Raw genomic sequence first — 12,678 nt, forward strand, 5'->3', positions numbered from 1 at the left:
CCAGCGGCCGTCGGAAAACCACTACTGTGCCCTTGTCCGGGCTCAACGCACCTCGATGCGGTTGCGGCCGTTCTTCTTGGCCGCGTACAGGGCCTGGTCGGCCCGGTCGAAGGTATCGACCCGGCGCTCGCCCGGGCGGTATTCGGTCACACCGAAGCTCGCGGTGCGCCGCCCGACGGCGTCAAAGTCAAAGGCGTTGATCCGGGCCTGCAGGTCGCGGGCCGCCGCCTGCGCCTGCTCGGCGTCGGTCTGTGGCAGCAGCACGAAGAATTCCTCGCCGCCAATACGCCCAATGGCATCCACCTTGCGCAGGTTCTGGCGCAGAAGCTCGGCGAACTGTTTGAGGACCGTGTCACCGGTCCTGTGGCCCCAGGTATCGTTCACGGCCTTGAAGTAGTCGATGTCGATCAGGATCACAGAAAATGGCTGGCCATAGCGCTCGGTGCGCGCACACTCCTCCTCGAACAACTGCTCGATATGCGCACGATTCGACAATGAGGTCAGCTCGTCGACCTGCGCCGAATGCGCCAGCTCCCGTTGCTGCAGGAAGGTAAGTTTCAGGGCCCGTTCCAGCACGAAGGCACTCAGGCAACCAAACGAAAACGCCGCCAGCACCCACAGCAGGTGCAGCTGTAGCAAGCCGGTCTCCAGGGTCTGGAGGAGACTGGCCGCCACGACCAGCACCACGATCCCGGTAGCGGCCAGTGCGGCCTGACGCAGGGCCAGGCCCGAGATCGCAAAGGTCCACATGATGCTCAGATAGATCTCGGGGGCGAACACCAGAAACTGTGGCGAACCGGCATTCAGGTAGAGGTTGGCGGCATTCGCGACCACTGGCGCGATAATCAGCAAGGCCCACATCGGACGCTGGAGCGACGCGCGGAAAGTCATCGCCGCCACGGCCAGCAACATGCCGGGCACCAGCAAGCCATGGGCCAGCAGCCGCTGGCCCGACGCATCGACGGCTACCGTCTGCTCGATGGCGGCATACAACAGATATAGCGCAGCGGTCAGAAACGCGATGTAGCGCACCTGCGGAATGCGCGTGGCACGCAGCCAGGCCGCAAACCCTCGCCGTGTGTCCTCGCCCTCCGCGTATAGCGGATCCATCCGTCCCCGCAGTCGCCTTGCTATATCCAAGATCCTGTTCCTTGCTTGCCAGGGTCGGCCGTTATGACCCCGGCTTGCGGAAGCCGTTCCGGGCGGGAGATGGCCCTGCGGTTACTGCATGTGTTCGCCCATGGCGCCGAGGCCCATCATGCCAGCGCCAATGCCGAACAGCATGCCGACGATCATCAGGGCCAGGTAGATCAGCAGCAGCACGCCGAAGATGGTGAAGTAGATGCGCAGTCGGCTCAGCGCGTACTTGATCTCCAGCGGGTCGGCGCTGTCGAAGGCGCGCTGCGAGGCGCCCGCCGCCTGCATCAGCACCACCCCGGCCCAGATCGGGATCCAGGCAATCAGGATGCCGACAATGGACAGGGCAGTGAGCACGCCCGAGATGACCAGCATGATACCGATCAGCTGCATCCAGAACTTGCCGCGCACCAGTGGTTCGATCAGTTCGCGAAGCTGCGGGTTGCCTGTCGATTCTGCTTCCATGCGAATACTCCTGTCCGTTGGGTTGGGAACGGTTCCGAGCATAGCAGCCTGACCGGGGCACCGTGCATTGTTCGCCATTGGGGCGAAAGGCATACTCGGGCGGTACACCGCAGCTGCGCAATGGAGGCCGCATGAGCGATCAGGGACGAGACAGTGAACGCGAGCGTAGTGGGCCGCAAGGGACCATGCTGTTCCAGGGCGCGACTTTGCCCGAGACGGAAGCCACCGCAGAGCAGTCGCGAACGCCCCCCGGTGGACACCCCGTCCTGGTGGGCGTCGCCGAACCCTTCCGCCAGCAACGCCTGACCCTCAAACCCGGCAAGCAGTCCGTCGGCCGACAGGGCGACAATGACATCGTGCTGCAGGAAGGCAGTGTCTCGTCGCAACACGCCTGGCTGGTCAACGACGGCGGGGCCTGCCGCGTGGTCAACCTTCTCTCGACGAACGGCACCTGGGTGAACGAGCGCAAGGTGCACGAGGCCACGCTGAATGACGGCGACCATGTCCGTTTCGGGCGCGCGGAGTTCATCTTCCGGCGCCGGGATGACGGCTCCGAGGCCGTGCCCGTCGGTGGCGTCCGGCGGTCCTCCTGGCGCTGGATCGGCGTGGCAGTGGCGATTCTGGTGCTCGCCGCGGTCGCGCGCATCCTGCTCGAAAACACCTGAACGAGCCGTCCGGCGTGCAGCGCATCGGTCGCTATGGCGTAGGCGAGGAGATCGGTCGCGGGGCGATGGCCGTAATCTATCGCGGCTTCGACCCGGAGATTCGCCGCGAACTTGCGATCAAGTGCCTGCAGGATGACTACGCACGCCGGCCCGAGTATCGCCGCCGGTTTCTGGTGGAGGCGCGCGCAGCCGGCACACTGACCCACCCGGGGATCGTGACGATCTTCGACGTCGGCGAATCCGGGGACCGCCCGTTTATCGCGATGGAACTGCTGGACGGGATTACGCTCGCCGCCTTCGCCGAGCAGTTCCGCCCGCTGCTATTGCGCAACGTACTCAAGATCGCGATCCAGCTGACCGAGGCGCTCGATTACGCCCACCGCAATGGTGTGGTGCATCGCGATATCAAGCCGGAGAACATCATCGTCACCAGCGCCACGGTGAACATCAAGGTGATGGACTTCGGCATCGCCCAGACCCTGAATGATCCTGCCTGGCGGGCCGATTCGGATGGCTACGTCGCCGGCTCGCCCCACTACATGGCTCCGGAACAGATTCGTGGCCTGTCCACCGACGCCCGCGCGGACCTCTACTCGGTGGGGGTCGTCCTGTATGAACTGCTCACCGGCTCGACACCCTTTCGCGGACACGAGGTCGAAGGGCTGCTGACCCGAGTGGTGCGCGACCCGCCACCGCCCTTGCGCCCGATCGTCCGGGATTGCCCCCCGGAGCTGATCGAGCTGGTCGAACGGCTGCTGGAGAAACAACCGGACCAGCGCTACCAGTCAGCCGGAGAGCTGCTAGTAGAGCTGCAACGGATCGACGAAGAGCGCATGGAACGCGAACGCGCCGGCGCCGGACGGCGGATCATCCCGCTGCGGTGGCGCTGGCCGGCAATCCTCGGAGCGACCGTGGCCATCACGCTGGCAGCCGCCGGCGCCCTGGTGCAGAAAAAACAGAACGAGGTGATCACGGACCTGGCCTTCGACTACGGGTCCACGCTGGCGCAGATCATCTCGGTGGAGAGCGCGGAGGACCTGCTGCTGGAGGACACCATCGCCGTACAGGGGCGGCTGCAGGACATGCAGGACAATCGCGAGATCGCGCTATTGAGCGTGGCGGACCACCAGGGGCGCGTGGTGGCGAGCAGCGATCGCGCATCGCTTGGCAGCCCATTTGAATCGCCCCCGGAGGAGCACCTGCTGACCCGTCGCGGGGGCCAGGCGATCTGGTCTCTGGAGGACCCGGACGGGCGCGAGATGTTCCTGTTCGAGGCACCCGTGCGCTTTCAGGAGATCGAGATCGGGCGGCTGCAGGTGGGCCTCTCGACCCGCTCGCTGCGTGCCGCCAATCAGACCACACTGCTGGCCCTGACGCTGCTCGCGTTGGTGACGTTGCTCGCCGTTTCGCTGGGTGCTTACGTACTCGCACGACGGCTGCAGGCGCCACTGGACACTCTGCGCGGGGCCCTCGATCAGATCGGACAAGGCCGGCTGGACACGCGCATCCGCGCCCGGCGACGCGATGATTTTGAACGGGTATATGCCGCCTACAACGCGATGGCGGACTCGCTGGAGGCGCGCATGAAGCAGCGCCCGGCACCCCAACAGCAAGCCCCGCAAGCGGAATCCGACAGCGAGCGGACGCTGATACTGGAGGAGGATACGGAGGCGGACCGCCCGGAACGGACGCCCCCCGCCTGAGCAAGCCGAGCCCCGGCTACAAGAGCTCGGTGTCGCCGTGCGAATAGGGTGGCGCGCAACTACACAGGATATGCAGCGGCTCGGTCCCGGTATTGCGGATGTTATGCGGGGTGCCGGGGTGGATGCAGACGGTATCCCCGACCGTCACCTCGAAGGTCTCCTCCCCGAGCCGCATCTCTCCGCGTCCGCGGGTGATGTGGTAGAGCTCCTCGGTCTGCGCATGGCGATGCAGGTGCGTGGTCGCACCCGGGGCGACCACTGCCTCGGCGAGGCTCTGGGCCGCATTGCCATGGGAATCCGGGTGCATCAGCTCGCGGATTTCGGAGCCGTCCTTGGTGTCATAGGCCGGGATGTCGTCGTAGCGCGTATACATGATCGGCCTCATGCCGGCTCGGGGACTTCCTCGAGCAACAGGCTGCAGCCACCCATTGCGGCGGGCTTGGGTACCCCCATCAATTCCAGCACCGTCGGGGCCACATCGGCCAGACCGCCGCCGGTACGCAGACGCCAGCGCTGCGAGTCGGTAATCATGCACATCACCGGGTAGATCGTGTGCTGGGTGTGCGGGTCGCCGGTCACCGGGTCGATGTACTCGTCGCAGTTGCCGTGGTCAGCGGTCACGATCACGGAATAACCCGCATCCTTCGCGGCATCCAGCACGCGTCCGACCTCGCGATCCAGCACCTCGACCGCCTGGAGCAGGGCCTCGCGCTTGGCCGTGTGGCCCACCATGTCGCCATTGGCAAAGTTCACCAGGATGAACCCGTAGCGCCCGCCTTCCATGGCTTTGATGGTCTCGTCGGCCACCTCAACCGCGCTCATCTCCGGCTGTTCGTCGTAGGTATCCACTGGCGGCGAGGGCACCATCACGCGCTGTTCTCCGGCGTAGGGCTCTTCCTTCCCGCCATTGAAGAAAAAGGTGACGTGGGCGTACTTCTCGGTCTCCGCGCAGTGGAACTGCGGGATACCGGCAGAGGCGATCGTGCTCCCCAGGGTGGTCGAGGGGCGCTCGGGCGGGAAGGCGATCGGCGACAGGAAGCGCGGGTCGTACTCGGTCAGACAGGTCTCGGCCACCGGGCGGAATTCACCACGGTCAAAGCCGTCGAAGTCGTCCAGACCCAGCGCGGCCGTCAGTTGACGCGGCCGGTCGTTGCGGAAGTTGAACAGCACGCAGACCGCGTCCTGCCCGAGCGGGGCACCGCCGTTGATGATGCGGGGATTGATGAACTCGTCGTCCTCGCCGGCGGCGTAGGCGGCCTCGATGGCCTCGCGCGCCGACCGTGCGGGCTCGCCCTCGGCGTAGGCAATCGCGCGGAAGGCCTTTTCGGTGCGGCTCCAGCGCTTGTCGCGATCCATGGCGTAATAACGACCGCATACCGTGGCAATGGCGCCGCCGGCGCTGGCCAGCTCCTCTTCCAGCGGGTCGAGGTAGTTGAGCGCGGAACGCGGGGCCGTGTCGCGACCGTCGGTGATCATGTGCACCATCGGCCGGGCGCCTTCGCGCTGGCAGATCTCGACCAGCGCGCGCAGGTGGCGGATATGCGAATGAACGCCACCATCGGACACCAGGCCAATCAGGTGCAGCGGCAGGTCATTATTCGCGGCCGCGCGGGCGGCACTGACCAGGGCGTCGTTCTCGTAAAAACTGCCATCGGCGATGGAGTCGTCGATGCGCACCAGATCCTGGTTGATCACGGTCCCCGCACCCAGGGTCAAATGGCCCACCTCGGAGTTGCCCATCTGGCCATCCGGCAGGCCAACGGCGCGGCCACAGGCATCCAGCGTGGTATGCGCATGGGTAGACAGGTACTCGTCAAGGCGCGGCGTGTTGGCCTCGGCGTAGGCGTTGTTCACCTTGGAGGGGTTTACTCCGACCCCGTCCATAACGATCAGCAGGACGGGGCGGCGGGGGGTCGGACGCGGGTCGGCCATCGCGGGTTCATTACCTGGGTCAATGGGTTATCCGGGCATTTTAGCAAGTTCCAATGCGCAGATGGACACCGCGGGGATCCAGTAGACGCTGGCGTGTGAAACAGTCAGCGTCTACCGGGAAACACCGATCAATGTTTCCTAGCGAAAACGCCCCTCGTCATAGTCTTCCTGCGAGGGCCCCTCGTCGGCCCGGGCATCGTCACGGGCAGGTTCCTGAGGCGTGTCATCTTGCGACAGATCGGTGCCTGGAGTTTCGTCCGTCTGCGATTCCGAGGACTTGCGCGCCTCTTTCTGGCGCTGGAGCTCGGCCTGTTCCGCCTCGATGCGGTCGAGTTCGGCATCCATCTCCTCGTCGGTCATCGGGGTGTAGCCCGCGCGCGCGGAGGCCGGGGTCTCCCGAGCCCCGGCGCTGGAGCTGGAGCTGGCCGCTCCAGCCGTGGCCGTGGCGGCTGCGGCCTTGCGGCTAGAGGTGCCAGACGCACCCTTGCCGCCACCACCAGGCCCACCGTCCGGGTCGTCGGGCCCATCGCCGGAGTCATCGCTCAGGTCATCGGGCTCATCGCCCCCTTGCGCGCGACGCTTCTCGGCCTTCTTGCGCTCCATGATGCGCGAGAGGATCAGGCCAATCTCGAACAGCAGCCACATCGGCAAGGCCAGCAGCGTCTGCGAGATGATATCCGGCGGCGTGAGCACCATGCCGATCAGGAACACCCCCACGATCACGTAGGGGCGCTTCTTGGCCAGCTTGTCGGGTGTGGTCGCCCCCAGCGAGACCAGAAGAATCGTCGCCACCGGCACCTCGAATGCGATGCCGAACGCGATGAACAGCATGATCACGAACGAGAGATAGCGCGAGATGTCGGTCATCACCGAGACCCCCTCGGGGGCGGTCGCGGTGAAGAAGGCGAAGATCAGCGGAAAAACCACGAAATACGCGAAGGCCATCCCGAGGTAGAACAGGATGGTGGACGAGGCCACCAGCGGAAGGGCCATGTTCTTTTCGTGGCTGTACAGCCCCGGCGCAACAAACGACCAGACCTGATAGAGCAGGTACGGGATGCTGATCACCACCGCCAACAGCAGGACCAGCTTGAACGGGATCAGGAACGGCGCGGCGACGTCGATCGCGATCATGCTGGTGCCTTCCGGCAGGTGCTGCATCAGCGGATCCGCCAGCCACGTGTATATCGGGTTGGCGAACGGGAACAGCACCAGGAACACCACCAGAATGGCGATGAACATCCTGAGGACACGATCACGCAGCTCGATCAGGTGCGTGAGCAGGGTTTCGGTGGCCTCCGGACTCGGTTCGACCTCCGGCTTGGTCTTGCTCATGAGTGCTTGTCGGGGGCCTGGTCGTCGTGAGTGGAGTCGCTTGACTGGTCCGGGGCGGCATCCTGGCGGTCCACGGACTCGGGGGTATCCGACTTCGCGGTGCGACGCGGGCGCACAGCCGGCTTCTTGCGCTTGGGTCGATCCGCCTCTCCAGCGCGTGCCTTGCGTTCGGCTTCCAGCGCCGGGTCGTCGGTCATCAGGTTGCCGTCTATACCCGAGCGGGTCGGCACCCGACGCACTTCAGCCTGCTCGGGATCGGCCTCGTCCTGGGCGTCGTCCGCATCCGCCGGGCGGCGCTCACGCACGGCCGGCTTCTTCGTCTGTTTATCCGTTGCAGCGCGCTTGTCGTCCAGGGCCTTCAGGTGGTCCTGCGTCAGGCCCTTGCGGGCGGCGGGCTTCCCCTCGATGTCCTCGCGCAGATCCTTTTCGGTTTCCTCGATGTCCTCGCGGAGATCCTTCTCGGTCTCCTCCATGGTGCCCTTGAGCTGACGGATCTCGCGCTCCTGGCTCTGGAGCATCTTGCGCAGCTCGTCGGTCTGTAGTTCCTGCTCGAAATCCGAACGCACGCTGTGCACGAAACGCCGGGTCTTGCCCACCCAGCGGCCGATCTCGCGCGCAAGGCCGGGCAGCCGCTCCGGTCCGACGACCAGGAGCGCGACCAGCACGATGATGATGATCTCCCAGAAACCGATGTCGAACATGCGCTAGCGCCGCCCGAGTCCGGCCGTTCCGCGCGGGGCGCGGATCAGGATTTCTTGTCCGACTGCGAGGTCTCGGTTTCCTGCTCCGAGCTGTTCTTCACCTCGCCGTCGACCACACGCCCCTTGTCGCCGGTCTGGTCCTCGACCTCAGGGGTCTCGCCATCCTGGCCTTCCGCGTTGTCATCCTGCTTGTTCTGGCCGTCCGGGTCCTTGACCGCCTGACGGAAGTTCTTCAGCGCGGAGCCGACGTCACCGCCCATGTTGCGCAGTTTCTTCGTGCCGAACAGCAGCACGACGATGAGCAGGATAATAAGAAGTTGCCAGATGCTGATGCCACCAATACCCATGGACTCTCTCCAAGATCATTCAACTTTGGGATAAGCCTGAACGGCGCCAGGCCCATAATCAATACGCAGCGTTTTATTTATCGTTTTTATCAGAGCGCTGCCCACTGGCCCGGCGCGCGGCCTTTTCCGCGATACCGGACAACCCGAAGCGCCGAGCCAGCTCGTCGAGGACGTCGTCGGGGTGGCGGCCCCGGGCCGCGAGCACAATCAGGCTATGAAACCACAGGTCCGCCATCTCCGACACCAGCGCGTCGCTGTCGTCGTTCTTGCCGGCGATAATGGTCTCCGCCGACTCCTCGCCGAGCTTCTTCAGCATTTCGTCGAGCCCCCGGGCGTGCAGCTTCGCCACGTAGGACTGCTCCGGGTCGGCCTGGCGCCGCTGTTCGATCACCTCGGCCAGCGCGCTCAGGAGTTCGGCACCCGCCCGGGCATCTGACGCACGCCCGGCCATCAGGCGGCCACCCCAGCGTCGTTCGGCCGTACGGGCACACCTGCCGCGGCCATCGCGTCCTTGGCCTCGCCCACCGTGTGCTGACCGAAATGGAAGATGCTGGCCGCCAGCACTGCGTCGGCATGGCCTTCGGTCACGCCCTCGACCAGGTGCTGCAACTCGCCCACGCCGCCGGAGGCAATGACCGGGATACCCACCGCATCGCTGACCGCCCGGGTCAGTTCCAGATCGAACCCGATCCGGGTGCCATCACGATCCATGCTGGTCAGCAGGATCTCGCCGGCCCCGAGGGACTCCATCCGCTGCGCCCACTCGACGACTTCCAGATCGGTCTCGCGGCGCCCACCGTGGGTGAACACCTCCCAGCGAGGGGACTCGCCTTCCGCGCTGACGCGCTTGGCGTCGATCGCCACCACGATGCACTGGCTGCCGACCCAGTCGGCCGCCTCGCGCACCAGCTCCGGGCGGTGCACGGCGGCGGTATTGATCGAGACCTTGTCGGCCCCGGCATTCAGCAGGCGGCGGATATCCTCCACCGCCCGCACGCCGCCACCCACGGTCAGCGGGATAAAGACCTCGCGCGCGACCTCCTCGACCACATGCAGGATGGTGTCGCGATCATCACTGGAGGCCGTGATATCGAGAAAGGTGATCTCGTCCGCGCCCTGCGCGTTGTAGCGCCGCGCGATCTCCACCGGGTCGCCGGCATCGCGGATGCCGACAAAGTTCACGCCCTTGACGACGCGGCCGGCATCGACATCCAGGCAGGGGATGATGCGCTTGGCCAGCATCTCAGCCCCCGGACGCCGCCTTGCGCGCCTCTTCGAGCGTGAACGCGCCCTCGTACAGCGCGCGTCCGACGATGGCCCCCGTGATGCCCTCTTCCTCGTTCTCGGCGAGCTGGCGCAGGTCATCCAGCGAGCTGATCCCGCCAGAGGCGATCACCGGCACGCGCACGTTGCTGGCCAGGCGGGCGGTGGCCTCGACATTGGGGCCCTTCATCATCCCGTCGCGGGCGATATCGGTATAGACGAAGGCCACCACACCATCGGCCTCGAAATGCTGGGCCAGATCAATCACATCGTGGTGCGACAGCTTCGACCAGCCATCCACCGCCAGCTTGCCGTCCTTCGCGTCCAGCCCGACGATGATGCGCCCGGGAAACTCCAGGCACAGGTCATTGACGAAGTGCGGCGCGCTCACCGCGCGGGTGCCAATGATCACGAACTCCACCCCGGCATCCAGATAGGCCTGCACGGTGTCCTCGTCGCGAATCCCGCCGCCGATCTGGATCGGCAGGTCGGGGAAGGCCTCGGCGATCGCATGCACGGCCTCGGCATTACGCGGATGGCCCGCGAAGGCGCCATCCAGGTCGACGATGTGCAGGCGCTCCGCCCCGGCATCCACCCAGCGCTTCGCCATCTCCACCGGGTCTTCGCCGAACACGGTGGAATCCTCCATCTTGCCCTGGCGCAGGCGCACGCATTTGCCTTCCTTCAGATCAATTGCAGGAATGACCAGCATCTTGGACTCCTCACGCAGCCCCGGGACCCTCACCGTCCCAGCGCAGAAAGTTATGCAACAGGCGCAGCCCGCAGGCGGCGCTCTTCTCCGGGTGGCACTGCATGGTGAACAGCGAGCCGCGCGCCAGTGCCGAGGCAAAGGTCTCGCCATAATCGGTGCGCCCGGCGATATCCGTCTCATTCTCCGGCAACACGCGATAGCTGTGTACAAAATAGAACCACGGCGTCTCGGGCAGGCCGTGCCACAGGGGGTGCTCGCCCGTCGGCAGGACCCGGTTCCACCCCATGTGCGGGATCTTCAGGCGCCGGCCGTCCGGGCCATCGCATTCCGGGAAACGTGCGACCCGCCCCGGCAGTATGCCCAGAAGATCGACCCCGCCGCTCTCTTCGCTGTGCTGCATCAGGATCTGCTGCCCCAGGCACAGGCCAAGGAAGGGCCGATCCGCAGTCAGCTCGGGCAACAGGCGATCGAGCCCCCGCGAGGCCAGCGCGCGCATCGCATCACCGGCCGCCCCCTGCCCCGGAAAGACCAGGCGATCGGCCTCACGCAGGGTGTCGGGATCGTCCGTCAGCAGGATGCGCTGATCGGCACCGGACTCGTGTTCGAGCGCGCGAACCACCGAGTGCAGGTTACCCATGCCGTAGTCAATGACGGCAACTGTTTCCATGGCCGGGAAATCCCTTGCGTTCTTCCTTAAAGGCTGCCCTTGGTCGACGGGGTAATCCCCTCCGCGCGCGGGTCGGCCTCGGCCGCCATGCGCAGCGCGCGTCCAAAGGCCTTGAAGATGGTCTCGGCCACGTGGTGCGCGTTGTCTCCGCGAAGGCTGTCGATGTGCAGGGTCATCCAGGCATGGTTGACCAGCCCCTGGAAGAACTCGTGAAAGAGATCCACATCGAACTCGCCGATGTGCGAACGCCGAAAGTCCGCGTGCATCTCCAGCCCCGGGCGCCCTGAAAAATCGATCACTACCCGCGCCAGGGCCTCGTCCAGCGGGACGTAGGCATGGCCGTAGCGGCGGATGCCCTTCTTGTCCCCCAAGGCCTTGGCCAGCGCCTGCCCGAGCGTGATGCCGACATCCTCGACCGTGTGATGCGCGTCGATATGCAGGTCGCCCTGCGCACGCACCGAGAGATCGACCATGCCGTGGCGGGCCACCTGGTCGAGCATGTGATCGAGGAACGGGACACCGGTCTCCAGCTGGCTTGTGCCCTTGCCATCAAGGTTGAGCTCGACGGTGATCTGGGTCTCGAGGGTGTCGCGGCGGATGCTAGCAGTACGTTCAGTCATGATTCCGATTCAAGACGACAAAGGCTCAGTGTAGCAAGGCTGGCCACGGCCCGGTACGCACACCGGATCGGGGCACTCGCCTGCCATGCAATTGGCAAAAAAAAGCCGGGACCCGAGGGCCCCGGCTGGACGTCAGGAAGCGAGGCTTCCTTAGCCGACTTCGACTTCGGTCGAATCGGATTCGCCCTTGTTGTCCGTCCAGGAGACGGACACGGTGTCGCCGGCGGAACCGTCGAACTCGACCTGCAGGAACGGGTTACGAGAGACAGTGAAGTTCCAGTAGGCGGTAATGGCGTCTTCGCCGTTACGCTTGATTTCCACGGTTTCGATGAAGTGCGGACCACCATCATCATCCGGGACCAGCATGTCGTGGCTCATCAGAGCGCGGACGTTAACAACGCCGTTGCTTTCTTGGGCGCGAACTCGAATAGACATATCTTATTCCTCCAATAGGGTTCGATCAGCGATTGGGGCGCGCGGCTTAACCGCCGCAGCCACCGACCGTGACCTTCACTTCGCGGACCGTCTTGTACCAGCTGTCGCCAGACTTCACGGCGGCCACGACGTTCGAGGACTCACCCAGACGGATGCGGCTGGACACTTTCGGCTTGGTGCCGGAGGCCAGGATGTAGTGGGCGGTCGCGGCGAAGTCGTTTTCCTCGGCGAACAGGGCGATCTCGGTGACGTCGTCCAGGCTGGTTTCGATCGAAACCGGGACCACGGCGCCGTTCTCGGCGATTTCCGGGGCGCTCAGATCGATGTCGTCGCTATCCGGGATGTCGGTGGAGCCGAGCGCAGCTTCCATCGCGGCGTCCAGGCCCTCGGCCTCGAACGTGGAGGACGGCCAGGCGGCCAGCAGCTTGCTCGGAGCCAGCAGGCCAGCCCCAACGGCCACGCCGACGGTGCCGGCGGCGAGAGTGCCTTTCAGGAAGACACGACGCTTGGTGCTAATCATGGAGATCTCCTCTCATCTTTTTGGGTCAGTTCCGGGTTATCCGGCGGCGTTTTAGCGGTTGCCCGCGTTTACGCCTGTTGCTTTGGACGGCGACCCCCGGGGATCTATTCCTTGGGGTCGGGCTCCATCGCTGACCAGCTTCAGTGGTCTTCTGCTGGTCTGGCAGGTTCATCCTC

Annotated in this window: 16 protein-coding genes; 2 read left to right on the forward strand and 14 right to left on the reverse strand. The window is 65.2% G+C overall.

Annotated elements, in window-relative coordinates; translation table 11 throughout:
- Positions 1–42 precede the first annotated feature (42 nt).
- Together G015_RS0101430 and G015_RS0101435 are read right to left on the reverse strand one after the other, a co-directional pair.
- On the reverse strand, positions 43–1,110 hold the full coding sequence (locus tag G015_RS0101430; RefSeq protein WP_012981553.1) for a diguanylate cyclase: 1,068 nt from the start codon (positions 1,108–1,110) through the stop codon (positions 43–45).
- Positions 1,111–1,221: 111 nt separating this feature from the next.
- On the reverse strand, positions 1,222–1,602 hold the full coding sequence (locus G015_RS0101435; protein WP_012981552.1) for a DUF5362 family protein: 381 nt from the start codon (positions 1,600–1,602) through the stop codon (positions 1,222–1,224).
- Positions 1,603–1,733: 131 nt separating this feature from the next.
- Between G015_RS0101435 and G015_RS0101440 the strand changes: the two genes are divergently transcribed.
- Positions 1,734–2,267, forward strand: a complete 534-nt coding sequence (locus G015_RS0101440) for an FHA domain-containing protein (RefSeq protein ID WP_012981551.1) — start codon at positions 1,734–1,736, stop codon at positions 2,265–2,267.
- A 14-nt stretch (positions 2,268–2,281) separates the two neighbouring features.
- A complete protein-coding gene (locus G015_RS0101445; protein ID WP_012981550.1) occupies positions 2,282–3,970 on the forward strand; it encodes a serine/threonine-protein kinase in 1,689 nt (562 codons plus the stop codon).
- 16 nt (positions 3,971–3,986) lie between these two features.
- Here the strand turns inward: G015_RS0101445 and G015_RS0101450 are convergent, their stop codons facing one another.
- The 12 genes from G015_RS0101450 to soxY form a co-directional block, all read right to left on the reverse strand.
- Positions 3,987–4,343 (reverse strand): cupin domain-containing protein, encoded by a 357-nt coding sequence (locus G015_RS0101450; RefSeq protein WP_012981549.1) that lies wholly within the window; start codon positions 4,341–4,343, stop codon positions 3,987–3,989.
- Between the two features lie 8 nt (positions 4,344–4,351).
- Positions 4,352–5,902 carry a 2,3-bisphosphoglycerate-independent phosphoglycerate mutase gene (gene gpmI / locus G015_RS0101455; protein WP_012981548.1) on the reverse strand — a complete coding sequence of 517 codons (1,551 nt, stop codon included), beginning with the start codon at positions 5,900–5,902 and terminating at the stop codon, positions 4,352–4,354.
- Positions 5,903–6,040: 138 nt separating this feature from the next.
- Complete coding sequence (gene tatC, locus G015_RS0101460) at positions 6,041–7,237, reverse strand: twin-arginine translocase subunit TatC (RefSeq protein ID WP_012981547.1); 1,197 nt, start codon at positions 7,235–7,237, stop codon at positions 6,041–6,043.
- A complete protein-coding gene (tatB, locus tag G015_RS0101465; protein ID WP_012981546.1) occupies positions 7,234–7,938 on the reverse strand; it encodes a Sec-independent protein translocase protein TatB in 705 nt (234 codons plus the stop codon). Before tatB ends, tatC begins: the two co-directional genes overlap by 4 nt.
- A gap of 44 nt (positions 7,939–7,982) precedes the next feature.
- The gene (gene tatA / locus G015_RS0101470) at positions 7,983–8,285 is read right to left on the reverse strand and encodes a twin-arginine translocase TatA/TatE family subunit (RefSeq protein ID WP_012981545.1); all 303 of its coding nucleotides are present in this window, start codon (positions 8,283–8,285) and stop codon (positions 7,983–7,985) included.
- Positions 8,286–8,358: 73 nt separating this feature from the next.
- The gene (locus tag G015_RS0101475; protein ID WP_012981544.1) at positions 8,359–8,736 is read right to left on the reverse strand and encodes a phosphoribosyl-ATP diphosphatase; all 378 of its coding nucleotides are present in this window, start codon (positions 8,734–8,736) and stop codon (positions 8,359–8,361) included.
- Positions 8,736–9,527, reverse strand: a complete 792-nt coding sequence (hisF, locus tag G015_RS0101480; protein WP_012981543.1) for an imidazole glycerol phosphate synthase subunit HisF — start codon at positions 9,525–9,527, stop codon at positions 8,736–8,738. Before hisF ends, G015_RS0101475 begins: the two co-directional genes overlap by 1 nt.
- A gap of 1 nt (position 9,528) precedes the next feature.
- Complete coding sequence (gene hisA / locus G015_RS0101485) at positions 9,529–10,260, reverse strand: 1-(5-phosphoribosyl)-5-[(5-phosphoribosylamino)methylideneamino]imidazole-4-carboxamide isomerase (RefSeq protein WP_012981542.1); 732 nt, start codon at positions 10,258–10,260, stop codon at positions 9,529–9,531.
- A 10-nt stretch (positions 10,261–10,270) separates the two neighbouring features.
- Entirely contained in the window at positions 10,271–10,927 is a 657-nt protein-coding gene (hisH, locus tag G015_RS0101490; protein WP_012981541.1) for an imidazole glycerol phosphate synthase subunit HisH, read from the reverse strand.
- Between the two features lie 26 nt (positions 10,928–10,953).
- Entirely contained in the window at positions 10,954–11,547 is a 594-nt protein-coding gene (gene hisB / locus G015_RS0101495; protein WP_012981540.1) for an imidazoleglycerol-phosphate dehydratase HisB, read from the reverse strand.
- Between the two features lie 150 nt (positions 11,548–11,697).
- Complete coding sequence (gene soxZ, locus G015_RS13590) at positions 11,698–11,982, reverse strand: thiosulfate oxidation carrier complex protein SoxZ (RefSeq protein ID WP_012981539.1); 285 nt, start codon at positions 11,980–11,982, stop codon at positions 11,698–11,700.
- A gap of 46 nt (positions 11,983–12,028) precedes the next feature.
- Positions 12,029–12,502 carry a thiosulfate oxidation carrier protein SoxY gene (soxY, locus tag G015_RS0101505; RefSeq protein WP_012981538.1) on the reverse strand — a complete coding sequence of 158 codons (474 nt, stop codon included), beginning with the start codon at positions 12,500–12,502 and terminating at the stop codon, positions 12,029–12,031.
- Positions 12,503–12,678: the final 176 nt, after the last annotated feature.

This window comes from Thioalkalivibrio sp. ALJ15 (genome assembly GCF_000383695.1).
GTDB lineage: Bacteria > Pseudomonadota > Gammaproteobacteria > Ectothiorhodospirales > Ectothiorhodospiraceae > Thioalkalivibrio.

Excerpts from the sequence above, each read along its gene's own strand:
- G015_RS0101430 (WP_012981553.1), bottom strand. The coding sequence starts at position 1,110 with ATGGATCCGCTATACGCGGAGGGCGAGGACACACGGCGAGGGTTTGCG.
- G015_RS0101435 (WP_012981552.1), bottom strand. The coding sequence starts at position 1,602 with ATGGAAGCAGAATCGACAGGCAACCCGCAGCTTCGCGAACTGATCGAA.
- G015_RS0101440 (WP_012981551.1), top strand. The coding sequence starts at position 1,734 with ATGAGCGATCAGGGACGAGACAGTGAACGCGAGCGTAGTGGGCCGCAA.
- G015_RS0101450 (WP_012981549.1), bottom strand. The coding sequence starts at position 4,343 with ATGTATACGCGCTACGACGACATCCCGGCCTATGACACCAAGGACGGC.
- gpmI (WP_012981548.1), bottom strand. The coding sequence starts at position 5,902 with ATGGCCGACCCGCGTCCGACCCCCCGCCGCCCCGTCCTGCTGATCGTT.
- tatC (WP_012981547.1), bottom strand. The coding sequence starts at position 7,237 with ATGAGCAAGACCAAGCCGGAGGTCGAACCGAGTCCGGAGGCCACCGAA.
- tatB (WP_012981546.1), bottom strand. The coding sequence starts at position 7,938 with ATGTTCGACATCGGTTTCTGGGAGATCATCATCATCGTGCTGGTCGCG.
- tatA (WP_012981545.1), bottom strand. The coding sequence starts at position 8,285 with ATGGGTATTGGTGGCATCAGCATCTGGCAACTTCTTATTATCCTGCTC.
- G015_RS0101475 (WP_012981544.1), bottom strand. The coding sequence starts at position 8,736 with ATGGCCGGGCGTGCGTCAGATGCCCGGGCGGGTGCCGAACTCCTGAGC.
- hisF (WP_012981543.1), bottom strand. The coding sequence starts at position 9,527 with ATGCTGGCCAAGCGCATCATCCCCTGCCTGGATGTCGATGCCGGCCGC.
- hisA (WP_012981542.1), bottom strand. The coding sequence starts at position 10,260 with ATGCTGGTCATTCCTGCAATTGATCTGAAGGAAGGCAAATGCGTGCGC.
- hisH (WP_012981541.1), bottom strand. The coding sequence starts at position 10,927 with ATGGAAACAGTTGCCGTCATTGACTACGGCATGGGTAACCTGCACTCG.
- hisB (WP_012981540.1), bottom strand. The coding sequence starts at position 11,547 with ATGACTGAACGTACTGCTAGCATCCGCCGCGACACCCTCGAGACCCAG.
- soxZ (WP_012981539.1), bottom strand. The coding sequence starts at position 11,982 with ATGTCTATTCGAGTTCGCGCCCAAGAAAGCAACGGCGTTGTTAACGTC.
- soxY (WP_012981538.1), bottom strand. The coding sequence starts at position 12,502 with ATGATTAGCACCAAGCGTCGTGTCTTCCTGAAAGGCACTCTCGCCGCC.